At 70.6% G+C, this 23,021-nt stretch carries 25 protein-coding genes and 1 tRNA gene; 16 read left to right on the top strand and 10 right to left on the bottom strand.

Features of this window, described 5'->3' with window-relative positions:
* Positions 1–24 precede the first annotated feature (24 nt).
* The 5 genes from clpS (at position 25) to AB0L65_RS28510 (ending at position 2,711) form a co-directional block, all read left to right on the top strand.
* Positions 25–318, top strand: coding sequence for an ATP-dependent Clp protease adapter ClpS (gene clpS / locus AB0L65_RS28530; RefSeq protein ID WP_185071427.1), 294 nt, complete (start codon positions 25–27; stop codon positions 316–318).
* Between the two features lie 28 nt (positions 319–346).
* A complete protein-coding gene (locus AB0L65_RS28525) occupies positions 347–871 on the top strand; it encodes a DUF2017 domain-containing protein (protein WP_350730108.1) in 525 nt (174 codons plus the stop codon).
* Between the two features lie 9 nt (positions 872–880).
* On the top strand, positions 881–1,282 hold the full coding sequence (locus AB0L65_RS28520; RefSeq protein WP_350730109.1) for a M67 family metallopeptidase: 402 nt from the start codon (positions 881–883) through the stop codon (positions 1,280–1,282).
* A gap of 207 nt (positions 1,283–1,489) precedes the next feature.
* Positions 1,490–1,762 (top strand): MoaD/ThiS family protein, encoded by a 273-nt coding sequence (locus AB0L65_RS28515; RefSeq protein WP_185071430.1) that lies wholly within the window; start codon positions 1,490–1,492, stop codon positions 1,760–1,762.
* 1 nt (position 1,763) lies between these two features.
* Positions 1,764–2,711 (top strand): cysteine synthase, encoded by a 948-nt coding sequence (locus tag AB0L65_RS28510; protein ID WP_364251033.1) that lies wholly within the window; start codon positions 1,764–1,766, stop codon positions 2,709–2,711.
* A gap of 58 nt (positions 2,712–2,769) precedes the next feature.
* Here AB0L65_RS28510 and AB0L65_RS28505 read toward each other — a convergent pair whose 3' ends face one another.
* Positions 2,770–4,596 (bottom strand): hypothetical protein, encoded by a 1,827-nt coding sequence (locus AB0L65_RS28505; protein ID WP_364251030.1) that lies wholly within the window; start codon positions 4,594–4,596, stop codon positions 2,770–2,772.
* A 178-nt stretch (positions 4,597–4,774) separates the two neighbouring features.
* Entirely contained in the window at positions 4,775–5,101 is a 327-nt protein-coding gene (locus AB0L65_RS28500) for a hypothetical protein (RefSeq protein WP_364251027.1), read from the bottom strand.
* Positions 5,102–5,211: 110 nt separating this feature from the next.
* Here AB0L65_RS28500 and AB0L65_RS28495 point away from each other — a divergent pair, with 110 nt between their 5' ends.
* The 3 genes from AB0L65_RS28495 (at position 5,212) to AB0L65_RS28485 (ending at position 7,768) form a co-directional block, all read left to right on the top strand.
* Positions 5,212–6,003: a thioesterase family protein gene (locus AB0L65_RS28495; protein WP_364251024.1), complete on the top strand. Its 792-nt coding sequence runs from the start codon at positions 5,212–5,214 to the stop codon at positions 6,001–6,003.
* 104 nt (positions 6,004–6,107) lie between these two features.
* A complete protein-coding gene (gene murI, locus AB0L65_RS28490; RefSeq protein WP_364251021.1) occupies positions 6,108–7,019 on the top strand; it encodes a glutamate racemase in 912 nt (303 codons plus the stop codon).
* Entirely contained in the window at positions 7,016–7,768 is a 753-nt protein-coding gene (locus tag AB0L65_RS28485; protein ID WP_364251018.1) for an MBL fold metallo-hydrolase, read from the top strand. The genes murI and AB0L65_RS28485 overlap by 4 nt, the downstream gene beginning before the upstream one ends.
* Here the strand turns inward: AB0L65_RS28485 and AB0L65_RS28480 are convergent.
* On the bottom strand, positions 7,753–8,991 hold the full coding sequence (locus tag AB0L65_RS28480) for an MFS transporter (protein ID WP_364251015.1): 1,239 nt from the start codon (positions 8,989–8,991) through the stop codon (positions 7,753–7,755). The genes AB0L65_RS28485 and AB0L65_RS28480 overlap by 16 nt on opposite strands.
* A 68-nt stretch (positions 8,992–9,059) precedes the next feature.
* On the opposite strand from AB0L65_RS28480, the gene rph reads away from it, so the two are divergent.
* The 5 genes from rph (at position 9,060) to AB0L65_RS28455 (ending at position 13,768) form a co-directional block, all read left to right on the top strand.
* Positions 9,060–9,779, top strand: a complete 720-nt coding sequence (rph, locus tag AB0L65_RS28475; protein WP_364251072.1) for a ribonuclease PH — start codon at positions 9,060–9,062, stop codon at positions 9,777–9,779.
* Positions 9,776–10,366, top strand: a complete 591-nt coding sequence (gene rdgB, locus AB0L65_RS28470; RefSeq protein WP_350730123.1) for an RdgB/HAM1 family non-canonical purine NTP pyrophosphatase — start codon at positions 9,776–9,778, stop codon at positions 10,364–10,366. The genes rph and rdgB overlap by 4 nt, the downstream gene beginning before the upstream one ends.
* A 61-nt stretch (positions 10,367–10,427) precedes the next feature.
* A complete protein-coding gene (locus AB0L65_RS28465) occupies positions 10,428–12,242 on the top strand; it encodes a molybdopterin-dependent oxidoreductase (RefSeq protein WP_364251069.1) in 1,815 nt (604 codons plus the stop codon).
* A gap of 609 nt (positions 12,243–12,851) precedes the next feature.
* A complete protein-coding gene (locus AB0L65_RS28460; protein ID WP_364251011.1) occupies positions 12,852–13,502 on the top strand; it encodes a toxin glutamine deamidase domain-containing protein in 651 nt (216 codons plus the stop codon).
* On the top strand, positions 13,499–13,768 hold the full coding sequence (locus AB0L65_RS28455; RefSeq protein ID WP_364251008.1) for a hypothetical protein: 270 nt from the start codon (positions 13,499–13,501) through the stop codon (positions 13,766–13,768). The genes AB0L65_RS28460 and AB0L65_RS28455 overlap by 4 nt, the downstream gene beginning before the upstream one ends.
* Before the next feature lie 163 nt (positions 13,769–13,931).
* On the opposite strand, the gene AB0L65_RS28450 is transcribed toward AB0L65_RS28455, so the two are convergent.
* The 4 genes from AB0L65_RS28450 to AB0L65_RS28435 form a co-directional block, all read right to left on the bottom strand.
* On the bottom strand, positions 13,932–16,421 hold the full coding sequence (locus AB0L65_RS28450) for an FtsX-like permease family protein (protein ID WP_364251005.1): 2,490 nt from the start codon (positions 16,419–16,421) through the stop codon (positions 13,932–13,934).
* Positions 16,422–16,425: 4 nt separating this feature from the next.
* Positions 16,426–17,181, bottom strand: a complete 756-nt coding sequence (locus tag AB0L65_RS28445) for an ABC transporter ATP-binding protein (protein ID WP_364251002.1) — start codon at positions 17,179–17,181, stop codon at positions 16,426–16,428.
* 107 nt (positions 17,182–17,288) lie between these two features.
* Positions 17,289–17,954: a response regulator transcription factor gene (locus tag AB0L65_RS28440; RefSeq protein WP_364250999.1), complete on the bottom strand. Its 666-nt coding sequence runs from the start codon at positions 17,952–17,954 to the stop codon at positions 17,289–17,291.
* Between the two features lie 13 nt (positions 17,955–17,967).
* Positions 17,968–19,140, bottom strand: coding sequence for a histidine kinase (locus AB0L65_RS28435; RefSeq protein WP_364250996.1), 1,173 nt, complete (start codon positions 19,138–19,140; stop codon positions 17,968–17,970).
* Between the two features lie 176 nt (positions 19,141–19,316).
* Between AB0L65_RS28435 and AB0L65_RS28430 the strand changes: the two genes are divergently transcribed.
* Positions 19,317–19,802, top strand: coding sequence for a hypothetical protein (locus AB0L65_RS28430; RefSeq protein ID WP_364250993.1), 486 nt, complete (start codon positions 19,317–19,319; stop codon positions 19,800–19,802).
* A gap of 80 nt (positions 19,803–19,882) precedes the next feature.
* On the opposite strand, the gene AB0L65_RS28425 is transcribed toward AB0L65_RS28430, so the two are convergent.
* Positions 19,883–19,965, bottom strand: a tRNA-Leu gene (locus tag AB0L65_RS28425).
* A gap of 105 nt (positions 19,966–20,070) precedes the next feature.
* Positions 20,071–20,544 carry a thioredoxin-dependent thiol peroxidase gene (gene bcp / locus AB0L65_RS28420; RefSeq protein WP_355207238.1) on the bottom strand — a complete coding sequence of 158 codons (474 nt, stop codon included), beginning with the start codon at positions 20,542–20,544 and terminating at the stop codon, positions 20,071–20,073.
* 152 nt (positions 20,545–20,696) lie between these two features.
* Between bcp and AB0L65_RS28415 the strand changes: the two genes are divergently transcribed.
* The gene (locus AB0L65_RS28415) at positions 20,697–21,026 is read left to right on the top strand and encodes a DUF3618 domain-containing protein (protein ID WP_364250990.1); all 330 of its coding nucleotides are present in this window, start codon (positions 20,697–20,699) and stop codon (positions 21,024–21,026) included.
* A 25-nt stretch (positions 21,027–21,051) separates the two neighbouring features.
* Here AB0L65_RS28415 and AB0L65_RS28410 read toward each other — a convergent pair whose 3' ends face one another.
* Positions 21,052–22,245 carry an amino acid deaminase/aldolase gene (locus AB0L65_RS28410; RefSeq protein WP_364250987.1) on the bottom strand — a complete coding sequence of 398 codons (1,194 nt, stop codon included), beginning with the start codon at positions 22,243–22,245 and terminating at the stop codon, positions 21,052–21,054.
* A 136-nt stretch (positions 22,246–22,381) separates the two neighbouring features.
* On the opposite strand from AB0L65_RS28410, the gene AB0L65_RS28405 reads away from it, so the two are divergent.
* Entirely contained in the window at positions 22,382–22,981 is a 600-nt protein-coding gene (locus AB0L65_RS28405) for a DUF6286 domain-containing protein (RefSeq protein WP_364250984.1), read from the top strand.
* The last annotated feature ends 40 nt before the right edge of the window (positions 22,982–23,021 follow it).

Below are 23,021 nucleotides of genomic sequence, written 5' to 3'. Positions count from 1 at the left end.
CCCAGATAGGGCAGACTCGGGGATGTGGGTAGCACCGCTCCAATCGCCGTTGAGCGTCCGTCATCGGACGTCCGGCCCGATCTGCCATGGGTGACCATCGTCTGGAACGACCCGGTCAACCTCATGTCCTACGTGACCTATGTCTTCCAATCGGTCTTCGGCTACACGAGAGAGAAGGCCGAAAAACTCATGCTGGACGTACACCACAAGGGCAAGGCCGTCGTGTCCAGTGGCACGCGGGAAGAGATGGAACGCGATGTGCAGATTCTCCACTCCTACGGCCTGTGGGCGACGGTCCAGCCGGACTCGGTCAAGTGAGGCACATGAGGTCAGTGAGGCGGCACGCGTGACATCGGGGTTTTCGTCGGGCAAGGGCGGCGTCGTCGTCGCGGAGTTCGAGGCCGCGGAGGTCTCGCTCCTGCGCTCGCTCGTGTCGATGATGCTGGGCATCGTGGAGCCGGGGCGGACCAGCGACGACCCGCTGGAGCGGGCGCTGGGCATCGGCGGGGGAGAGGCGCCGACCGACCCGGTGCTGGCCAGGCTGTTCCCGTCGGCGTACGAGGACGAGAAGGATTCGGCGGAGTTCCGCCGCTACACCGAGGCCACCCTGCGCGACGGCAAGCGGGCCGACGCGCAGACCGTCTTCGACACCGCCAGGTCGGGCCGCGCGGAGCTCTCGCCCGAGCAGGCCCAGGCGTGGCTGCGCTCGCTCAACGACGTGCGCCTGACGCTCGGCACCAAGCTCGACGTGACCGAGGAGGTCCACGACGAGATCGCCGTGATGTCCGAGGACGACCCCCGCTACCCGGCCTACCTCACCTACGACTGGCTGACCTACCTGCAGGACAGCCTGGTCCGGGCGCTCTGGTAACTTCCGGGCATGCTGTCGATCTCGCAGGAACTGGTGGACAAGATCGTCGCCCATGCCCGTGCCGACCACCCCGACGAGGCGTGCGGGGTGATCGCGGGCAGGAACGGTGTCCCCGAGCGGTTCGTCCCGATGGAGAACGCCGAACGCTCGCCCACCTTCTACCGCTTCGACTCCATGGAGCAGCTGCGCGTCTGGCGTGAGATGGACGACCGCGACGAGGAGCCCGTCGTGATCTACCACTCCCACACGGCCACCGAGGCGTACCCGTCGCGCACCGACGTCTCCTATGCCTCCGAGCCGGACGCCCACTACGTCCTGGTCTCCACGCGGGACGAGGACAAGGTGGAGTTCCGCTCGTACCGGATCCTCGACGGAGTGATTACCGAGGAAGAGGTAAGGTTTCTCCCATGATGGTCAGGCCGGTGCAGAGTTTCCTCTTCGCGCATACTCCTGCCGTCGTCGTCTACGACTGTCGGATGAGAAACCTGCAGCTCCACTGCCGCTAAGGCGGCAGCCCTGACGAGCAGGTTTCTTACCGGAAGATCCCGCGGAATCCGCATGTAGCCATCGGCGTTGCTGCCGATGGGACGACGACCTGATCTGAGGAGACTGAGCGCGATGGCCATCGAGGTTCGCATTCCGACCATCCTGCGTAATTACACCGGCGGCGCCAAGGCCGTCGACGCCGAGGGCGCCACCCTCGAAGAGCTGATCAGCAATCTGGAGTCGCGCCACCCCGGCATCAAGGAGCGCCTGGTCGACGCGGGCAGCCTGCGCCGCTTCGTCAACGTCTACCTGAACGACGAGGACGTGCGCTTCCTGGGCGGCCTGGGCACGCCGCTGTCCGACGGCGACACGGTGACCGTGCTGCCTGCCGTCGCCGGCGGGTGACATGCGGTTCGACTCGCTGATCGACTCGGTCGGCCGCACGCCCCTCGTGGGGCTGCCGAGGTTGTCGCCCTCCGCCGACGTGCGGATCTGGGCCAAGCTCGAAGACCGCAACCCGACCGGGTCGATCAAGGACAGGCCCGCCCTGTGGATGATCCAGGAGGCCGAGAAGGACGGCCGGCTCACGCCCGGCTGCACGATCCTCGAGCCCACCAGCGGTAACACGGGCATCTCGCTCGCCATGTCGGCCAAGCTCAAGGGCTACAAGCTGATCTGCGTGATGCCCGAGAACACCTCGGAGGAGCGCCGTCAGCTCCTGCGCATGTGGGGCGCGGAGATCATCTCCTCGCCCGCGGCGGGCGGCTCCAACGAGGCCGTGCGCGTGGCCAAGGAGCTGGCGGCCCAGAATCCCTCCTGGGTGATGCTCTACCAGTACGGAAACCCGGCCAACTGGCGCTCGCACTACGAGACCACCGGCCCGGAGATCCTCGAGGACCTGCCCACCATCACCCACTTCGTGGCCGGGCTCGGCACGACGGGCACGCTGATGGGCGTCGGGCGGTTCCTGCGCGAGCGGGTGCCCGGCGTGCAGATCGTCGCCGCCGAGCCGCGTTACGGCGAGCTGGTCTACGGACTGCGCAACGTGGACGAGGGCTTCATCCCCGAGCTCTACGACGAGTCCGTGCTGACCACCCGCTTCTCCGTGGGCTCGGCCGACGCGCTGCGGCGCACGCGCGAGCTGCTGGCCTCCGAGGGCATCTTCGCCGGCGTCTCGACCGGCGCGGCGCTGCACGCGGCGCTGGGCGTGGCCAGGAAGGCGGTCAAGGCGGGCGAGCGCGCCGACGTCGCGTTCGTGGTGGCCGACGGCGGCTGGAAATACCTGTCCACGGGCGCCTACGAGGGCACCCTGGAGGAGGCGGAAGAGCGCCTCGAAGGCCAGCTCTGGGCCTGAAACAGCATGAAACAGGCGGCCGGTCCACAAGGGGCCGGCCGCCTGTTCCGTTCGTCGCTCAGTTGAACAGGACCCGCAGCGAGAACGTCGCCTCGGTGTCGGTCTGCGTGCCGCTCATCCCGACGGCCCGCAGCACCTGGAGGTTGGCCTTGTCGTCGCCCTGCATGGACTTGAGGTAGAGGTTCTCCACCTTGTCCAGGTCCACGAAGACCGCGTAGTTGGCGTCGCCCGCGTTGGGGATCGCCGTCTGGAACGTCTCCGAGTCGCCCAGCGTGCCCTCACCGGCCAGCTGCTTGGCGTACTCGTCCGACGTCGCCACGGTGAAGACGCCGTCGCCGGCGACCTTGGCGATCTGCGGCGCGCCCTGACCCTGGGAGGTCAGCGCCTGCTGGACCTTGTCGACGATGGCCTGCGCCTTGGCCGGGTCGGTGACGATGCGCACGCCGCCCTTGATCTGGTCGCCGCCCAGGCCCTGGCTGTCCACGGCGAGCGTGAAGTTCTTGCCGAAGATCGTGGCCAGGTCGCCGGGCAGCTGGATCCCGAGCTGGCTCTGCGCCGACTCCAGCATCTGCTTGACCTCGGCGCCGCCGCTCGCCGCGGCCTGCTTCTGGATCTGGTCCCACTGCTTGGTGACCATCTGGTCGAGGCCGGAGATCGACACGGCGCCCGCCGTGGTGGCGGGCAGCGTGCCCAGGTTGGCCTTGGGCAGGTCACCCTCGGGGGTCATGCCCTTGGCGCCGCGCACGAGGCCGGCGAGCTCGACGTACGCGCTGTCGAAGCGCAGCGCGCCGGCGAACCTGGCGTCCTTGACCTGGTCCACCAGGGCGGCCTGCTCGGCCGGGACCTCCTTCTTGGCCACCTCCATGAGCCCGCCCATGTCGGCCCAGAACGACAGCACGCCCTGCTCGCCGACCGCGCCCATGTCGTCGCTGAACTCGGCGTTGTCGGCCAGGCTGCCCTCGGACTTCGCGAACTTGTCCGCCAGCGCCTGGGTCGAGCTCAGCAGCGCGTAGTCGTCACGGAAGGCGAGGCCGTACTTCTCGCCCTTCATCAGCTTGGCGATGCCGGCCTTGGCCTGCGCCTCGTCCTTGATCTGGACGGCCACCGCGAAGTCGGGATCCTCCTTGCCCGACGGCACGGCGGCGAAGCCGACCCTGCTGCCCAGCCAGGGGTCGACGTCCTTGGCGAAGTCGACCTTGGAGTCGGAGTCGGAGTTGATCGTGTCGAAGAGCGCCTTGCGCGGGTCCTCGCCGGTGAAGGAGTCCTTGGTGACCGTGAACTTCCTGGCGATCTGGAACAGCGCCAGCTTCTGGTTCGCGGCCGGGTCCAGGTCGAGCCGGGCGTAGGCGATCGAGTTGGCGGGCAGGACCTCGTTCGGCTGCGTACCGCCGCCGCCGATGGCGCCCATGGCCCATACGGTGCCGCCGCCGAGCAGGATCACCGCGAGCGCAGCGGCCGCGGCGATGATCCAGGTCTTGCGGCCCTTCTTGGCCGGTTGCGCCGGGCCGAACCCCTCGGGCCCCTGCTGCTGCCAGCCGCTCTGGGCGTACTGGTCGTTCTGCCAACCTTGCTGCTGCTGTTCCTGCTGCCAGCCCTGGCCCTGCTGTTGCCAGCCCTGCTGCTCCTGCTGCCAACCCTGCTGCGGCTGCTGCTGTTGCCAGCCGCCCTGGGCCTGCTGGCCCTGCTGCTGGCCCTGCTGCCAGTTCTGCTGCTGGCCGTACGAGCCCTGCTGGCCGTAGCCGGCGTCGTAGGTCGGCTGCTGCTGCCCGTACCCCTGCTGAGGGTCGTACGGCTGCTGCTGCTGTCCGTAGGACGCCTGCTGGCCGTAACCCCCCTGCTGGTAGGGCTGCTGCGGCGGGTACGGCTGTCCCGATGACTGAGGCATCGTCGGGGGGTTCTCCGGCTGCTGCCCCTGGTTCCAGTTGTACGCCGTGGTCCGGTCAGGATCTTGGCCGTAGGGGGGATTATTCGCAGACATCACTCAACTCACAATGTGGACTTTTGACCACAGAGAAGTTAGCTGATGTTGCTAGACGGGCGCTTGCAATGTGCTGAAGTGAGATTCAGACCCTGCTGAGTTCCTTTCTGAGCGCATTGATGTGGACCTCGCCGCTTCCATAGTCGAGCACGCACGACCACGGCACGAATGTGCAGCCCACATAGACCAGACGGGACAGCGAGCGGGAGAGCCAGGACGCGCGGCCCTGGTTCTCCCGGGTGAGGCCGAGCAGCAGCGGCGCGCGGCGGCTTGAGACGATCAGCCCGTAGACGGTGTGGCTCTTCTGGAGCTCGCCCCTGTGCTTGATCACGCGGATGTCGACCACGTGGCCGACCCATATCCCGTCGGAGTCCCAAACGGACTGACCGAGGAGTTCGGTGACACTTGCCATGATCGAACTTTCTCAACCGAATCATGTTTTCGCAGGTAGGCACGCTGATAGGGGGATGCCATAGACTATGCGGGCGCTAGAACATAATTCCGGAGTTGAGGCGGGCGCGGATGACCAAGTTCGACGAGGCGACTCAGGCGATCAGGATCGACGAGGGCACGTACGACGTGTGCCTCGACCCCGGATACGCCATCGGCGGCCCCCTCAACGGCGGCTACCTCATGGCCGTGATCCTGCGCGCGGCGGTGGACGCCTCGCCGTTCGAGCATCCGGTGAGCACGACGGCGCAGTTCCTGAAGGCGCCGGTCGCCGGGCCCGCGCAGATCAGGATCGAGCCGCTCAAGGCGGGCAGGACGGCCGCGTTCGCCAGGGCCACGCTCGTGCAGGACGACGTGGCGCACATCGAGGGGCTGATCACGACGGCCACGTTGCACGAGGTCGAGCCGATTTATGCCGAAAAATCGGCGTATGACATGCCCGGCATCGAGGACTGCGCCAAGCTCCCCGACCCCAAGCCCGAGTCGGGCATGAACCTGAACGCCCGGATGGAGCTGCTCTTCGACCCGCCCACGATCGGCTGGCTGAAGGGCGAGCCCTCCGGCAGGCCGGAGTCGCGAGCGTACTTCAGGATGGCCGAGCCCCAGGACCCGGACCCCTACGTGCTGGCGCTGGCCGTGGACGCGCTGCCGCCGGTGGTGTTCTCGGCGGGCGCGCGCGGCTGGGCGCCGACCGTGGACCTCACCTGGCACCTGCGGGCGCTGCCCGCCCCCGGCTGGCTCACACTGCTCGGCAGCGGCCGGCTGGTCTCGGACGGCTGGTTCGACGAGGAGGTCGAGGTACGCGACTCCACGGGCCGCCTCGTGGCCCAGTCGCGCCAGCTCGCCCGGGTCGGACGCGGCTGACCGGCCCGGATGTGACCAAGACAACACCCCCCGCACGTCTCCGTGTCGTACCTGTGAGCATTCTTACGCAGAGTTGATCGTGCAGGTCGCCTACCCTCTAGAGCGTGCCGGACGCGAGTATTGGGATCTTCGACAGCGGGGTCGGCGGCCTGACGGTCGCGCGCGCGATCATCGACCAGTTGCCCCATGAGTCCATTACGTACGTGGCCGACACGGCCCGTCAGCCGTACGGGCCGAAACGCATCGCCGAGGTCCGCGCCTACGCCCTGGAGGTGATGGACCACCTCGTCGACCACGGCGTGAAGATGCTCGTGATCGCCTGCAACAGCGCCAGCGCCGCCGTGCTGCGCGACGCCCGCGAGCGTTACGACGTGCCGGTCGTCGAGGTGATCCAGCCCGCCACCAGGCGAGCGGTGCGCGCCACCCGCACGGGCCGGGTCGGCGTGATCGCCACCAGGGCCACGATCGAGTCCATGGCCTACCACGACGCCTTCACCGCGGCGCCCGACGTGCAGCTCACCGGCGTGGCCGCCCCACGCCTGGTGGAGTACGTCGAGCGCGGCGAGACGATGAGCGACGAGCTCATCGAGGTCCTGGGCGAGTACCTGGAGCCCATCAGGGCCGCCGGGTGTGACACCCTCATCCTCGGCTGCACCCACTACCCGCTGCTCACCGGCGCCATCTCCTATGTCGTCGGCGACGGTGTCACGCTGGTCTCCAGCGCCGAGGAGACGGCCAAGGACGTCTACCGGATCCTGCACGACCGCGATCTGGCGGCAGGAGGCGAGGCCACCCCCCGGCACCGCTTCCGCGCCACCGGCGACTCCCTGCTCTTCGCCCGGCTCGGGCGACGTTTCCTGGGGCCGGAGATCGATGTGGTCGAAGTCGCACCAGTGGGGGGTACTACCTCTAACGGCCACTCGGCCGCGCCGGTGTCGGGACCGACGAGCGACGACACCGGCTTTCGGCGGCCGAGCAGCGACGCGGAGCGTCGCATCGGGAAGGAGCCCACATGAAGGTGACCATCGTCGGGTGTTCGGGCAGCTTCCCCGGGCCCGACAGCCCCGCGTCCTGCTACCTCATCGAGGCGGACGGGTTCAAGCTGCTGCTCGACCTCGGCAACGGGTCGCTCGGCGCGCTCCAGCGCCACATCAGCGTGTACGACGTGGACGCGATCTGCCTGTCGCACCTGCATGCCGACCACTGTCTCGACCTGTGCTCCTACCACGTGGTCCGCACGTACGGGCCCGGCGCTCCGTACCCCACCCTGCCCGTCTACGCGCCGGCCGACGCGCCCGCCCGGCTGTCGGCCGCGTACGGGATGCCGGACGAGCCGGGCCTGGAGACCGCGTTCGACTTCGTGCCGCTGGCGCCGGGCTCGTTCGAGATCGGGCCGTTCACGCTGACCGCCGGGCTGGTCAACCACCCGGTCGAAGCGTACGGCTTCCGCGTGACCGGCGGCGGCCGGTGCGTGGCCTACTCCGGCGACACCGGCGAGTCGAGCGAGCTGGTGAAGCTGGCCACGGGCGCCGACCTGCTGCTGTGCGAGGCGTCGTTCGTGGAGGGCCCGGACCTGCCCGCCGACCTGCACCTGACCGGCCGCCAGGCCGCCCGGCACGCGGCCGAGGCCGGCGTCGGACGGCTCGTGCTCACCCACCTCGTCCCGTGGAACGACCAGGCCACCGTGCTCGAGGAGGCGATGGGAGGCGGTTTCGCCGGCCCGATCGAGCTGGCCCGCAGCGGCGCGGTCTACGACCTGGCCTGAGCCTGGGTGAAATCGCGCATGCGGGGCAACGGGGAGAACAGCAGCGGCACGAAGGTCAGCAGCCGGGCCCCCATGATCACCCACAGGGCCTCGCGCACCCCGATCTGCTGGGCCAAGAGCCCGCCGAACAGCGCGCCCAGCGGCATGATGCCCCAGGTCATGAACCTCACCGACGCGTTGACCCGGCCGAGCAGATGCTCGGGGGTCACGGTCTGCCGGTAGGTGACCTGGCCCACGTTCAACAATGTCGCGCTCCAAGTGAGCGCGATCGAAGTGATCGCGAAGCACACCACCCGCCAGTCGGCCTGCGTCATCGGCAGCAGCAGGCCGAAGGGCGAGCCCAGGATGACCGCCAGCCAGGTCATCCTGGCGGTGCCGTACCGCCTGGACAGCCAGGAGCCGGTGAAGCCGCCGATCAGGCCGCCGATGCCGCCCGACATGAGCAGCAGGCCGATGGTGCTGGGGGGCAGCTTGACCACCTGGGCCAGGAACAGCACCGACAGGCCGAGCACGGCGCTGGTGCACAGGTTTCCGGCCACCGTCGAGGTGGCTAACATGCGCAGCAGCCGGTCGCGCCACAGGAACGACAGGCCCTCGCGGATGCCGCGCAGCAGCGGGGTGCGCTCGGTGACGGCGGGCGGCTTGTCGGGGGCCTTGATCGTGCCCAGGAAGACCACCGAGGCGAGCGCGCCGAGCGCGGTGGCGAACAGCGTGCGCGGCGCCCCCAGCAACTGCACCAGCGCGCCCCCCACGGCCGGCCCGGACAGGAACGAGCCCGACCGCACGATCTCCAGCTTGGAGTTGCCGTCGGTGAGCTGCCCGGTGCCGACCAGCTCCGGCAGGTACGTCTGGTCCGCCACGTCGTTGAAGACCTGGGCCACGCCGGCCAGCAGCGCGATGGCGAACATCAGGCCGATCGTCAGCAGCCCCAGCTCCGCGGCCAGCGGGATGCTGGCCAGCAGCAGGAACCTGGCCAGGTCGGAGGCCAGCATCACGCGCCGCCGGCGCATCCGGTCGACCCACACCCCCGCGGGCAGGCCGATCAGCAGGAAGGCCGTCGTCTGCAGCGCTGACAGGACCCCGATCTCCACCGGACCGGCGTTCAGCGCGAGCACGGCCGCCAGCGGAAGCGCAACACGGGAGATATTCGCGCCTAGTTCACTGGCAACGTGCGAACTGAGGAACCGCAGGAAGTCAGGGTTACGCAACACCCCCGTTGTCATTGCGTAAGGATCCATGTGGCGGACACATTTGGTCAAGAGTGTCGTGGCGCGGAGATAGGGTGATCTGCATGTCCCGACAGGATGGCCGCAACCCTGACCAGCTTCGTCCCATAGCCATCACCAGGCAGTGGCTCGCTCACGCCGAGGGATCGGTGCTGGTCGAATTCGGCAACACGCGGGTGCTGTGCGCGGCCTCGGTCCAGGACAGCGTGCCCCGGTGGCGGAGGGGCAGCGGCCAGGGGTGGGTTACGGCCGAATATGCCATGCTGCCCCGGGCGACCAATACTCGTAACGATCGCGAATCGGTCCGCGGCAAAATCGGCGGCCGGACCCACGAGATTTCCCGGCTGATCGGGCGTTCTCTCCGCGCTTGCGTCGATTACAAGGCGTTGGGGGAAAACTCCATTCTGCTCGACTGTGACGTGCTGGACGCCGACGGCGGCACCAGGACCGCCGCGATCACCGGTGCCTATGTCGCGCTCGCCGACGCGATCGCCTGGATGCGCGAGCGCCGGATGTGCCCGGGCGAGCCGCTGATCGGCTCGGTCGCGGCCGTGTCCGTCGGGGTGGTCGGCTCGGTGCCGCTGCTCGACCTCTGCTACACCGAGGACGTGGCCGCCGAGACCGACATGAACGTCGTGATGACCGGCGAGGGCAGCTTCGTCGAGGTGCAGGGCACCGCCGAGGGCGCCCCCTTCGACCGCGCGGCGCTCAACCAGCTCCTCGACCTGGCGGCGGCCGGCTGCGAGGAGCTCACGCTGATCCAGCAGGAAGCCCTGGGCTCGTGAGGATCGTGCTGGCCACCCGCAACGCGGGCAAGATCGCGGAGCTGCGCCGGATCCTGTCCGGGTTCGACATCGTCGGGCTCGAGGAGTTCCCCTCGATCGGCGACGTCGCCGAGACCGGCGTCACGTTCGAGGAAAACGCGCTGCTCAAGGCGCACGCCGTGGCTCAGGGGTCGGGGCTGCCCGCGGTGGCCGACGACTCGGGGCTCTGCGTCGACGTGCTGGGCGGCATGCCGGGCGTCTTCTCCGCCCGCTGGTCGGGGCGGCACGGCGACGACCAGGCCAACCTGGACCTGCTGCTCGCGCAGGTCTCCGACGTGCCCGCCGACAAGCTGACCGCGCACTTCGCCTGCGCGGCCGCGCTGGCGCTGCCCTCGGGGGAGTCCCGGGTGGTGGAGGGCGCGCTCCAGGGCCATCTGATCTCCGCCCGCCGGGGGTCCAACGGGTTCGGGTACGACCCGATCTTCGTGCCCGACGGCGAGGAGCGCACGACGGCCGAGCTGTCGCCGGAGGAGAAGGACGCGATCAGCCACCGGGGCCGGGCCTTCCGCGCGCTGGCACCCGTCGTGCGCGATCTGCTCAGCTCGTAACCACCGTGTAAGAACCGCTCGGGGCCGGGCGGCGTAACGTCGGACTGTGCAGAGTAATTCGATGGTGCCCGCCTGGGCGCGGGCCCTGATGGGGCTGGTGGCCGGGGGCGTGGCCCTCGGGATCGCGCAGCTCGTGGCCGCGTTCGCCGGGGCCAAGTCGTCGCCCGTGGTGGCGGTGGGCGACGCGACGATCGACCTGACTCCCGCTCCGGTCAAGGACTTCGCGATCAGGACGTTCGGCGAGAACGACAAGACGGTCCTCATCGCGGGCGTGCTGATCGTGGTGCTCGGCGTGATCGCGCCTCTCATCGGGACGCTGGCCGTCCGCAGGCTCGCCTACGGCTACGCCGGGCTGGCCGTCTTCGCGGCGATCGGCCTGACGGCGGTGCTGACCCGGCCGGAGGCCGGGATCCTGGACGTGCTGCCGACCCTGGTGGGGGTGGCGGCCGGCGCCTGGACGCTGGGATGGCTGGTACGGCGGTCAACAGGCGAGCCCCTCACCCTTCCGGCGTCCCCACCCGCCAATGCCACGCAGCCCCCCGGCACCGCTGCGATCGGGTCCGCCGGTGTCGCCGAAAACGCCGGTGTCGCCGAGTCCGCCAATGCGACCGAGCCCACCGAGCCCACCGAGCCCACCGAGCCCACCGAGCCCACTGATGGCCCCCAGCCCACCGGCGCCACCGAGTCCACCGGTGCCGCCCAACCCACCGGCGCCACCGAGCCCGCCGGTGCCCGGGGGGACGGCAGCGGTGAGGCGCGTGACGACGTGGAGCGGCCTGCGGTCATGCTGGCCGGGGCGGACCTGTGGACGTTCGACCGGCGGCGGCTGCTGACCGGAGCCGCCGGTGGGGCGGTGGTCGCGATCGGCGGCGCCATGCTCGGGCAGGCGCTCGGCGGACGGCGGGCCGTGGACGCCGCGCGGGTGAGGGTGGCGCTGCCCAGGCCCGCGACCCCCGCCAAACCCATCCCGGCAGGCGCGGACCTCCACATCAGGGGCTTGTCTCCATTTATTACGAATAACCGCGACTTCTATAGGGTCGACACGGCGCTGGTCGTCCCCCAGGTGGACCCCAACTCCTGGACGCTGCGCATCCACGGCATGGTCGACCGGCCGGTCGAGCTCACGTACCAGGAGCTTCTCGGCATGCCGCTCACCGAGGCCGACGTCACGCTCACCTGCGTCTCCAACGAGGTCGGCGGCGAGTACGTCGGCAACGCCCGCTGGCTCGGCGTCCGCATGGCCGAGGTGCTGCGCCGGGCCGGGCTCCGGTCCGGCGCCGACATGCTCCTGTCCACCTCGGCCGACGGCTTCACCTGCGGCACCCCGGTCGATGTCGTCATGGACGGCCGCGACGCGCTGTTCGCGATCGCGATGAACGGCGAGGCCCTCCCCGTGGCGCACGGCTTCCCCGTGCGCCAGGTGGTGCCCGGTCTGTACGGGTACGTGTCGGCCACCAAGTGGGTCGTGGACATCAAGGTGACCAGGTTCGACCAGGACGAGGCGTACTGGACGCCGCGCGGCTGGGCGGCCAAGGGCCCCATCAAGACGCAGTCGCGGATCGACGTGCCCAAGTCGGGCGATTCCCTGAAGGCCGGGCGAGCCACGATCGCCGGTGTGGCCTGGGCCCAGCACACCGGGGTGGACGCCGTGGAGGTCAGGGTCGATCGGGGACAGTGGCGGCAGGCGAGGCTGGCCGAGGTGCCGGGGCCCGACACCTGGCGGCAGTGGTCGATCGACTGGGACGCCACGGCGGGGGAGCACACGATCCAGGTGCGGGCGACCGACGCCGCCGGGCGTACCCAGACCGATCAGGAGGCCCCGCCCCCGCCCGACGGCGCCACGGGCTGGCACACCATCACGGTGAAGGTGACCTGAGTCCTGCTTGTCCCTGTTTCCGCAGGTACAGCCCATGGTTCTGGCGGAGAATCTTGCCGACTTCCCCTCCCTGCCACGGCGACCCCTCTACGATCGGTCGTCGAGCAGGACAGGGGGTAGGACGTGTTCCGCGAGCGCAAGCCGGGCGTCCGGTGGGTCCTTCCAGACGGACAGTACAACCCTGTGGTGGCGGAGGGGGTGCGGTGGCTCGACTACGAGCGCGCCGCCGAGACCGGCACCGCTCCCGCGCGCTCTCCGGGAGGCCCGGCCACCTTAGAGCCCGGAGCACCCGCCGACCCCCGGACCGGTCCCGATCCCCGATCCGACCGCGATCCTCAGTCCGACCGCGACCACCGGACCGGGGGGCGCGATCCTCGGTCCGACCGTGGTCGCAGGTCCGGGCACGACCAGGGGCTCGACCGCGCCTCTCAGCCCGACCGCGATCGCCGGGTGGGGGACCGTGACCCTTGGTCCGATCACGATCGCCGGACGGGGGACCGCGACCCTCGATCCGACCGTGACCACCGGACCGGGGATCGCGATCGCCGGTCCGGGCACGATCGCCGGCCCGACGGTGATCAGCGGTCTGAGCGTCCTGACATATCCGATATGCCGGGTGACCTCCTCGACGTCGAGGAGGGCGACTGGTTCGACCGGACGCGCCGGCCGTCCAGGCTCGCCGACTCCAGGCCGTACGGGATGCCGGGTGGGCTCGCTCAGCCGGACCCGCAGGTGGAGCAGGACCTCGCCGAGGCGCTGCGGCCCGGCGACCGCTTCCCCGACCCGCGCGGCACCTGGGTGCGGCTGATCAACGGCGGCGGCCCCGCCGACGACCCGTTCCGGGCCTCCAACGCCGCCGACTGCGCGCTGGCCGTGCTGTCCACCTGGCACGGCGAGCCCGCCACGGCCGCGCCCAGATTCCCGGAGTACGACCGGATCGGCCGGCCCCTGCTGACCGGTGAGGAGGGGAGCCTGGCCAGGATCGAGCGGTGGGTCGGGCAGCGCTTCCAGTGCGCGGGGCAGGGGCGGCACGCCTATCCGATGATCGCGCGGCGGCTGCGCGACGCCGGGCACGGGGCCGCTGCCGCCATCGTGGTGCGCTGGCCCGGAGGGGGCTCCCACGCCTGGAACGCGGTGAACTACGACGGCGAGGTGATCTGGATCGACGCTCAGAGGGGGCACATGTCCGTCGAACCGGCCTATATGACGGTGACCGGGGTGTTCTGCGTGATTCTCGACCGGCGGGGATGGCCACGGTGAACCTCGACCAGGCCCGGGCACTGGCCGAAGAGTACTTCAACGGCGTGCTGGCGTCCGAAGAGGCGGTGCCGGTGGGGGTGCATGGGTTCCGCGATGGATATGTGGCGTGGGTACGCGAGCTCGAACCCGACGACCCGGCCACGCTGCCGGAGACGATCGGGGGCGGGTGCATCGTGATCGACCGTGCAACCGGCGAGGTGGTGGCCCGCCCGCTCCTCGACCCCGAGTCGGTCGCCGACCTCTGGCCCGGCCGCACACCACGCTGAGGAAGCCGCAACCCCGCGCACGAGAGGCCCGGGCTCCGCGTACGGGAGCCCGGGGCTCCGCGCACGAGCGGGCCGGGGCTCCGCGCACGACAGTCGGCCGTCGCACATGAGGCTCAGCGCCCCCGCGCCCAAGCGCTCGACCGGGTCGGCCGAGTCCGCAGGGTCAGCCGGCGGCGAGTGAGCCGACGATCGAGGCGCGTGCCGCGCGGCGGGCCGGGAGTACGGCGGCCAGCACGCCGGCCGCCCCGGACAGCAGCACGAACAGCGCGATCTGCCCGGTGGGCACCGACAGGACGGCCCCGTCCAGCATCACCCTGATCGCGGCCCAGCCGAAGACCCCGCCGAGCACCACCCCCACCAGCGCTCCGATCAGCCCGAGCACCAGCGCCTCGACGGACAGCATCCGGCGCAGCTGCGGCCGGGTCAGGCCCAGGGCGCGCAGCAGCGCCGACTCCCGGGTGCGCTCGTGGACCGACAGGGAGAGCGTGTTGGCGATGCCCAGGAGCGAGATCAGGATCGCCAGCCCCAGCAGCCCGGTGATGATCATGAGCAGCATGTCCAGCGTCTCGTCGAACTGGCCGCGTACCTCCGTCGAGCTGGACACCTGCACGGTCGGGTAGGCCGCGACGGCGGCGTCCACCACCTTGCGGGCCCGCTCGGGCGGCACGCCGTCCTTGATGTTGATCAGGACGCGGGAGTCGGGCAGAGCGCCGAAGTACGTGTCGAACGCCGCCTCCGCGACCATGACCGACGGCAGCGTCGACTGGGCCCCGTCGAGCAGCGCCACCACCTTCAGCGAGACGACCCCGGCCTCCTTGGTCTTCAGCGAGACCGAGTCGCCTAGCCGCACACCCCGCTCCGTGGCCACATTGTCGGCCACCGCCGCCTGCCCGGGGCCGAAGCCCTTCATGGAGCCGGCGGTCACGGACGGGTCGATCGCCCCGCTGAACGTGCCGACCTCGAGCCGCCGGTCCGAGAATTCGGCCTTGGTGGCGCGCACCTGCGCCACGGAGGCCAGCTCCGGCCTGCCGCGCAGCTCCGTGGCCACGGACCGGGGGATGACCGCCTCGCGCTGCTGGCCGGCCAGCATGTAGTCGATCGGGAACTGGTCGTCCAGCTTGGCCGTCAACGTCAGCCTGGTGGACGCGGTGACCACCGAGATCAGCGTCATGAGCGTCACGCCGATGGTCAGCGCGACCGTGGTGGTCGCGGCCCGCTTGGGGTTGCGGCCCGAGTTGTCCACGGCGAGCCGTCCCGGCACCCCGAAGAGCCTGCCGGGGATCCAGCCGACCAGCGTGCTCAGCGGCTTGACCATCACCGGGCCCAGGATCAGCACGGCCAGGAACGTCAGCGCGCCCCCGGCCATGACGACGAGGAGCGAGACCTGCTGGCCGGGCGTGAGCGCGAAGACGCCGACGGCCGTCGTGCCGAGCCCCGCCACCAGGAAGAGCGCGGCGAAGACGACGCGTACCAGGCTCGCGCGGAACGTCTGCTCCTCGGCCTGGCTCCGCAGCGCCGCGATCGGCGCGACCCGGGTGGCCGACCTGGCGGGCAGCAGGGCCGCGCACATCGTGACCGCCAGGCCGACGGCCAGGCCGATCCCGATCGTGGCGGGGCTGAGGGTGACGGCCGCGTCCGTGGGCAGCGGGGCGTCGAACGAGGCCAGGACCGTCAGCGTGAGCGAGGCCAGGCCGTACCCGATGACCAGGCCGAGCGCGGAGGCGATCAGCCCCACCACCGTGGACTCCAGCACGATCGAGCTGAACACCTGCCCGCGCGTGGCCCCGATGCACCGCAGCAGCGCCATCTCCCTGGTGCGCTGCGCGACGAGGATGTTGAAGGTGTTGTAGATGACCAGCGCGGCCACCATCATCGCCACGACGCCGAACATCAGCAGGCCCAGCGTGAACATGCGGGTCTCCACCCCGGCCGCCCTGGCCAGGTCGTCGGCCAGTTCGCCGCCGGTCTTGACCACGTACGCGCCGCCCACGGCCGCCGCGACGGCCTGCTTCAGCCCGGGGGCCCGGCCCGCCACGTCGATCTCGCGGTAGCCCTCCGTGCCCGTCATCCGCTGCGCGGTGGCGGTGGTGAAGCCGACCGCGCCGGTGTAGGAGAGCTCCTGGTCCACACCGGGGTCGAGCAGCCCGACCAGCCTGAACTGGTGCTTGCGCTGCTTGGCGTCGAGCACCGTGAGCGTGTCGCCGAGCTTGAAGCCCTGGGCCTTGGCGGTGTTCTTGTCGAGCACGGCTGCCTGGTCGTCGGTGCCGGGGCCGGTGCCCGAGACGATGTCGGTGCGGTCGAGCGGCCCCTGGACGATGGACAGGGCCGTGGTGGGGGCGTTCCCGACGGTCTTGCCGTCCTTGCCGAGCACGGGCGCGGCGGCGCGGATCAGGCCCTGCGCCTCGGTGACGCCGTCCAGGGCGCGCACCTGTTCCAGGACGCGCTCCGGCAGCACCGCGTCGGGGCCTTTGGTCAGCACGGCCACGTCCACCTTGCCCGCGTCGGCCGTGACGCGCTGCGCGAACCCGGCCTGCACGGTGTCGTTCAGCACGAACGTGCCCGCGATGAACCCCACGCCCAGCGTGATCGCCAGCGAGGTGAGCAGCAGCCTGAGCGTGTGCGCGCGCAGCCCGGCCAGTGCCGTCTTCAGCACCCCGTCACGCCCTTTCCAGCTGGACGAGCGTGTCCAGCACGGACTGCGGCGTCGGCGCGCCGATCTCGGTGACCAGCTCGCCGTCGCGCAGGAACACCACGCGGTCGGCGTACGAGGCGGCCACCGGGTCGTGCGTGACCATGACGATGGTCTGGCCCAGCTCGCGTACGGAGGTGCGCAGGAAGGACAGGACCTCGGCGCCGCTGCGGGAGTCCAGGTTCCCCGTGGGCTCGTCGGCGAAGATCACCTGCGGCTTGCTGATCAGTGCCCTGGCCACGGCCACGCGCTGCTGCTGGCCGCCGGACAGCTCGCTCGGCCGGTGCCCGAGCCGGTCCTTCAGCCCGACGGTCTCGATCACCCGGTCGAACAGCTGCTGGTCCGCCTGGCGGGCGGCGATGTCCAGCGGCAGGCGGATGTTCTGCTCGGCGGTGAGCGTGGGCAGCAGGTTGAAGGCCTGGAAGACGAACCCGATCCGCTCGCGGCGCAGCAGCGTGAGCTGCCGGTCGGTCAGCCCGGTCAGCTCCACGTCGCCGATGTGCACGGTGCCCGAGGCGGCGGCGTCGAGCCCGGCCAGGCAGTGCATCAGCGTGGACTTGCCGGAGCCCGACGGGCCCATGATCGCGGTGAAGGCCCCGGTGGCGAAGGACACGTTCACCGTGCGGAGGGCGTGCACCTGGGCGTCGCCTTCGCCGTACACCTTGGTCAGATCTCTGGCCAGCACCGCGGGCGGGGCCTGGCGCCGGGTATCGGTGAGCGTCACTTTCACTCCTTGTCGCGGTTTTTCAACGCGAACCACGCTAGGAGTGGAAAGTTCAGGATCTGTGGGACCTGCGGATGGACTTCGTGTAGGACTACAGATGACACCGGTCAGACTTTCGGCCGATGACTTTCCGGTCGATGCGACGGCACGATCAGCCCGGCCTCGTACGCGTACACCACGACCTGGGCCCGATCCCGCAGCCCCAGCTTGGCCAGCACCCGCCCCAGGTGCGTCTTCACCGTCGCCTCCGCCACCTGCAAGCGGCCGGCGATCTCCATGTTGGACAGGCCGCGGGCCACCATGAGCAGCACCTCCCGCTCGCGCGGCGTCAGGTCGGCCGTCGCCACCGGGTCGTCCGTCGGGAGCTGCGCGGCGAACCTGTCCAGCATCCGCCGTAACGTGCTCGGCGACACCACCGAGTCGCCCGCGTGCACGATCTTGATCGCGTCGACCAGGTCGGCCGGCGGCACGTCCTTCAGCAGGAACCCGGCCGCGCCCGCCTTGACCGCGGCGAACGCGTACTCGTCGAGGTCGAACGTGGTCAGGATCAGCACCTTCGGGCCCTGGATGCGGCTGGTGGCCTCGACGCCGTCCATGACCGGCATGCGCACGTCCATGAGCACGACGTCCACCTCGGTGGTCTCCAGCCGCTCCAGCGCCGCGGCGCCGTCGCCGGCCTCGGCCACCACCTCGATGTCCGGCTGGGCCGCGAGCACCATCCTGAACCCGGCGCGCAGCAACTCCTGATCGTCGACCAGCATCACGCGAATCACCCGGCCACCTCCTCTATGCCGCCTTGACCATGGGCAATCTGGCCAGCACCTCGAACCCGCCGCCACGCAGGGGCTCCGCCGACACGGCGCCGCCGTACATGCCGACCCGCTCGCGCATGCCGATCAGGCCGTGACCGTCGGCGCTCCTGGGGGCCGCCGCGCCCCTGCCGTCGTCGGTCACGCGTACGACGAGCTCGGGGCCGCTGTAGTCGATCTCCACGAGCGCCTGGGCGCCCGGGCCGCCGTGCTTGAGCGCGTTCGTGAGGGCCTCCTGGACGATGCGGTAGACCGCGAGCTGCTGGCCCTCGGGCAGCTCGACGGGCGCGCCGCCGACCTGGAGCCGCGCGGGCACGGCCGAGCCGCGTACCAGGTCCTCCAGCTGGCCGAGCCCCGGCTGCGGGGTGTAGTCGGTGCCGTCCTGCTCGCCCTCGCGCAGGACGCCGACCAGCCTGCGCATCTCGGCGAGCGCGGCGCGGCCGGTCTTGGAGATGGCCCGGACGGCCTCGCGGGCCTGCTCGGGATCGCTGTCGAGCGCGTAGCCCGCGCCGTCGGCCTGCACCACCATCACGCTGACGTTGTGGGCCACGACGTCGTGCAGCTCCCTGGCGATCCTGGCGCGCTCGGCCGCGGCGGCCATCCTGGCCTGCTGGTCGCGCTCGCGCTCCGCCCGTTCCGCGCGCTCTTCGAGCCCTTCCAGGTATCGCCGGCGCGTGCTGGCGTACAGGCCGGTCAGCCAGACCGTCACCGTGAAGATCGAGGTGCTGAGGAACATCCCCAACGTGGGCGTGTCCCACCTGGCCAGGGCCAGGAACACCCCCAGCTCCGTCACCAGGCCCGCGGCCAGGCTCCAGCGGAACGAGCACCGGTAGGCCACCGCCCAGAGCGCGACCAGCACGGCGAGGTTGGCGGGCAGCGGGTTGACGCCCGCCAGCCACTGCCCGAAGCTGATCAGCGCGATCACGGCGAACGAGGCGACCGGGCGGTCGCGCCAGAGCAGCGGCAGCAGCAGCGCCGCCGACAGGGCCAGATATCCGGCCACGCCGAGGTACGGGCCGACGGCCGCGGTCGGGGAGCCGGTCGCGTACGGGATCGCCAGGATCGCGCACAGCGTGGCGAGCGGGGCGACCCGGAGGACGCCCGCCAGCTTCTCGTGGCGTCTCGACCACGCCCGCACCTTGCCGAACACACCATCACGATATGTACCGCCGTCTGACCGTTGTTCCGCCTGTAGGTGGAAGTGCGTCTACGACCCAGGTCTTACGTGGCGGGGAACAGACCTGGGTCTTACGCCGGGCTTACGGTGACTTGGGCATTCTTGTCTCTGGGAGCGCCCCTCTAGTGGGCGAGTAAAGGGAGATCGTGATGGCGGATCATGATCGCGACGCCGGGTCGCGCGGTGAAGAGGAAGCACCGCGCGACCCGACCCCTGATGACGATCTTCACGAGTCCGGGGCGCGGAGCCGGCTGAAGTACGGCGAGGCCCCTCCGGGCCCCGGATTCACCATGCCTCTCGCGCAGCCTCAGCGTCCTGACTCCTACCGGGAGTTCTTCCGGCAGAAGCAGGCCCAGGTCCTCGGCGCCGGACTCGTCGGCCTTGTGATCGGCGCCCTGCTGGGCGGCACCGCCGTGGCCGTGGTCAGCGGATTCGCGCACCGGGACGAGGTGCACGGGATGTACTGGCAGGAGCCGGACCGGATGCCCAGGGGCTTCCAGATGCCCGAGCGCCTCGACGGCTCCGCCTGCGAGGAGAACGGGAAGGACCGCGTCTTCTGCGGCTGGGTGGTGCCGAAGGCCCCGCAGTCCGTCGCCCCACCGGCGCCGGTCCCGTTCCCGACCAGCAGCGGCTAGCCATTCTTTTCGCCAGGCCCGCAAATCATTCGCATATCGGCCGCCGTTTTCGGGGAAATGGCCGGTCCGGTGCACAGGTGTGCGGGCGGGGGGACTCGAACCCCCACGGTGTCACCACCAACAGGACCTAAACCTGCCGCGTATGCCATTTCGCCACGCCCGCGCAGCCCCCGCCAATGCGGGCCTGACACAGTTTAGCGCTCTCAATGAGGAAGAGGAGCGTATGTGAAGGCGGGCGCGGGCCCTGCGGGAGGGCCCGCCGGGGTGGTCAGCTCAGGCCGAGCTTCTTCTTGAGCCCGGCCACGTGGCCCGTGGCCTTCACGTTGTAGAGCGCCTGCTCCACCTTTCCGTCCGCGTCGATGACGAACGTCGAGCGGATGACCCCCACGACCTCCTTGCCGTACAGCTTCTTCGGGCCGTACGCGCCGTAGGCCTGGTGCACGGTCAGGTCGGGGTCGGACAACAAGGGGAAGGTCAGGGCGTCACGTTCGGCGAATTTGGCAAGTTTTTCCGGTTTGTCCTTAGACACGCCGAGAACGACGAAACCTTCGGCCGTCAACTGGCCGAGGTTGTCGCGGAAGTCGCAGGCCTGCTTGGTGCAGCCGGGCGTCATCGCGGCAGGGTAGAAATAGAGGATCACCCGCTTGCCGCGGTAGGCGTCAAGCGAGACGGCCTCGCCGTCGGCGGTGGGTAGCGTGAACTCGGGCGCGGCGTCGCCGGGCGCGAGCTTGGTTTCGGTCAATGGGCCCTCCTGAGTTCCTTCCCGCCAACCTACCGGCCTGGCCGCCGTGCCGTACGGCGCGCCGACCTGACAGACTGATCAGCACCACGAACGACGGAGCTCGCACGGCACGCGGAGCGGGCGCGGCCACGCATGAGGCCGGGAGGAGAGCCATGGCTGACACCGATCCGGACGAGTTGGAGCGGCGGATCGCGCGGACACGCGCGGAGTTGGCGCAGACGGTCGACGCCATAGCCGACCGGGTGAGCCCCAAGCGGGTCGCCGAGCGCACGGTGTCCGACGTCAAGAGCAGGGCCACGCACTTCGTGGCGTCCGTGGGCGACGCGCTGGGGGTGACGTCGCGGCCGGTCGAAGCCGGCGAGCATCCCGATGAGATGTGGGAGGAGGAGCGGCCCGACCTGGCGCCGGTGCTGATCGGGATCGGCGCGGTGCTGGTCGTGGGGGCGGCCGTCATGCTCTGGCGCCGACGCCGGCGCCGCTGACCCGCAGAGGGCTCGCCGGGGGCCGTCAGAGGAAGGTCCGGCCCTCGCCCCGGTACGTGGGCACCGACTCCACCAGCGTGTCGCCGTCGATGAGGTGGAGCGCGTCGAAGCGCTCGCACATCTCGCCCGCCTTGGCGTGCCTGAACCACACCCGGTCCCCGATCCGCAGGTCCTGGGCCGCCTGGCCGAGCAGCGGGGTCTGCACCTCGCCCGCCCCCTCGTCCCGGGCGTAGTGCAGCCCGGCCGGCAGGTACGGCTGCGGCAGGCGGCTCTGGCCCGGCGTGCCCGAGGCCAGATAGCCGCCGCCGAGCACGGTCACGGTGTCCACGCTCGGGCGGCGCACCACCGGCAATGCGAAGAGCGCGGCCGGGTGCCCGGTGAAGCGGCGGTAGAAGTCGAACAGCCTCGGGTGGAAGAAGCCGGATCCGGCCGCCACCTCCGTGATGGCCTTCTCGCGTACGGTGCGCTCGACGGACCCGGTGCCGCCGCCGTTGACGAACTCCAGGTCGGTGATCTGGCGGACGGCGTTCACGATGCGGCCGCGCCTGAGGATGAGGTCCCTGGCGGAGCGGGCCTGCATGATGCGGACGGCGCGGGTGTAGGCGGCGTTCGCGGGCGGATCGTCGCCGAGCCCAGCGATCTGGGCCTCGTACGCCATCAGCCCGGCCACCCGGAACCCGGGGCGCTTGGCGACGGCGGCGGCCAGGTCGGCGGCCTCGTCGGGCTCGCGGATCGGCGAGCGGAGCACCCCGGCCCGAAATTTACCGCCAAAGGCGATATATCCGGCGTCGATGTCGATGCAGGTCCGGATCTCGGCCCGGGGGCTCACCCCGGCCACGGCCGCCTCGGTGAAGTCCAGGTGGGCGGTCGAGTCGATGGCCAGGGTGATGTGCCTGGCCGCGTTCTCGTCCCCGGCCAGCTCGGCCAGCGCGTGCCGGTCGGCCGTCGGGTAGGCCACCAGGATGTCCGTGAACCCGTGAGAGGCCAGCCACAGCGCCTCGGGGAGCGTGAAGGCCATGATGCCGCGGAAGCCGTCCATGGCCAGGATGCGTTCGAGCACCGGGCGGCTGCGGACCGACTTGCTGGCCACCCGGATCGGCTTGCCCGCCGCCCGCCGTACGAGATCCGCCGCGTTGGCCCGCATGGCCGCCAGATCGAGGATCGCGAACGGCGGCTCGAGGACCGCTGTGGCGCGGTCATAGCGCTGGCGGTCGTCCATATGGGCAGCGTAACGGCATATCGGGCAAATGAATATGAGTGTTGTTCACCTTGTTGGCCGCCCCGTAATGTTCGGGCAAACGGGCGGCGGGGGCGCGGTTCCGGCCCCGGGGGATCCGTGTACGTGTGTCGTTGTGATGACCACGCTTCAGCAGACAGTCCCCGGCGCCGCCGTCCCCGCGCGGCACACCGGGCTGCGCCGGGCGAGCAGGGCGCTCAGGCCGGCGCGAACCCTCCCTGGAGCCCTCGTCGCGCTCACGCTGGCCGCCGGGCTGGGGGCGACGGCGGCCGAGATCGTGTCAGGGCTGCTCGGCCACCGGCTCGGCTGGGTCCCCGTGAACAGACTGGTCGAGCTCGCAAGCAGGACCACCTGGCCCGAGCTGGCCACCGCCGCCGCGGGCATGGTGGGCGCGGGCACGCTGATGCTGCTGCTGGCGCTCGTGCCCGGCCAGTCGAGGCTGGTGCCGGTGGAGACGTCCGACCCGCGGACCGTCATCGGCATCACCCGCTCGGGCCTGCGCCGCACGCTCCGCGCGGCCGCCCAGCAGGTGCAGGGGGTGGACCGGGCCCGGGTACGGCTGCGCAGGAGCACCATCGAGGTCACGGTCATGACGGGGACGGAGAGCTCCGGCACGATGCTCAGGCAGGTCGGCACGGCGGTGGGGGACCGGCTGGCGGGCGTGGGCACGCTGGGCACGGGCGAGGTCGTGGTCCGGCTGCGCAGAAAGGGAGCCTGATGCCCGAACACACCGAGAGGCCCCGGCCACGCGGAGAGGC

It is taken from the genome of Nonomuraea sp. NPDC052116 (assembly GCF_040680035.1).
GTDB classification, from domain to species: Bacteria; Actinomycetota; Actinomycetes; order Streptosporangiales; family Streptosporangiaceae; genus Nonomuraea; species Nonomuraea angiospora_A.
Note: the sequence above shows the minus strand (reverse complement) of the source record. Positions and strands in the feature narration are given on the sequence as shown.

Excerpts from the sequence above, each read along its gene's own strand:
- AB0L65_RS28510 (WP_364251033.1), top strand. The coding sequence starts at position 1,764 with ATGCGGTTCGACTCGCTGATCGACTCGGTCGGCCGCACGCCCCTCGTG.
- AB0L65_RS28460 (WP_364251011.1), top strand. The coding sequence starts at position 12,852 with ATGCCGGGTGACCTCCTCGACGTCGAGGAGGGCGACTGGTTCGACCGG.
- AB0L65_RS28505 (WP_364251030.1), bottom strand. The coding sequence starts at position 4,596 with ATGCCTCAGTCATCGGGACAGCCGTACCCGCCGCAGCAGCCCTACCAG.
- AB0L65_RS28465 (WP_364251069.1), top strand. The coding sequence starts at position 10,428 with ATGGTGCCCGCCTGGGCGCGGGCCCTGATGGGGCTGGTGGCCGGGGGC.
- AB0L65_RS28520 (WP_350730109.1), top strand. The coding sequence starts at position 881 with ATGCTGTCGATCTCGCAGGAACTGGTGGACAAGATCGTCGCCCATGCC.
- AB0L65_RS28480 (WP_364251015.1), bottom strand. The coding sequence starts at position 8,991 with ATGACAACGGGGGTGTTGCGTAACCCTGACTTCCTGCGGTTCCTCAGT.
- AB0L65_RS28430 (WP_364250993.1), top strand. The coding sequence starts at position 19,317 with ATGGCGGATCATGATCGCGACGCCGGGTCGCGCGGTGAAGAGGAAGCA.
- AB0L65_RS28500 (WP_364251027.1), bottom strand. The coding sequence starts at position 5,101 with ATGGCAAGTGTCACCGAACTCCTCGGTCAGTCCGTTTGGGACTCCGAC.
- rph (WP_364251072.1), top strand. The coding sequence starts at position 9,060 with ATGTCCCGACAGGATGGCCGCAACCCTGACCAGCTTCGTCCCATAGCC.
- AB0L65_RS28410 (WP_364250987.1), bottom strand. The coding sequence starts at position 22,245 with ATGGACGACCGCCAGCGCTATGACCGCGCCACAGCGGTCCTCGAGCCG.
- AB0L65_RS28485 (WP_364251018.1), top strand. The coding sequence starts at position 7,016 with ATGAAGGTGACCATCGTCGGGTGTTCGGGCAGCTTCCCCGGGCCCGAC.
- AB0L65_RS28405 (WP_364250984.1), top strand. The coding sequence starts at position 22,382 with ATGACCACGCTTCAGCAGACAGTCCCCGGCGCCGCCGTCCCCGCGCGG.
- AB0L65_RS28515 (WP_185071430.1), top strand. The coding sequence starts at position 1,490 with ATGGCCATCGAGGTTCGCATTCCGACCATCCTGCGTAATTACACCGGC.
- AB0L65_RS28415 (WP_364250990.1), top strand. The coding sequence starts at position 20,697 with ATGGCTGACACCGATCCGGACGAGTTGGAGCGGCGGATCGCGCGGACA.
- AB0L65_RS28495 (WP_364251024.1), top strand. The coding sequence starts at position 5,212 with ATGACCAAGTTCGACGAGGCGACTCAGGCGATCAGGATCGACGAGGGC.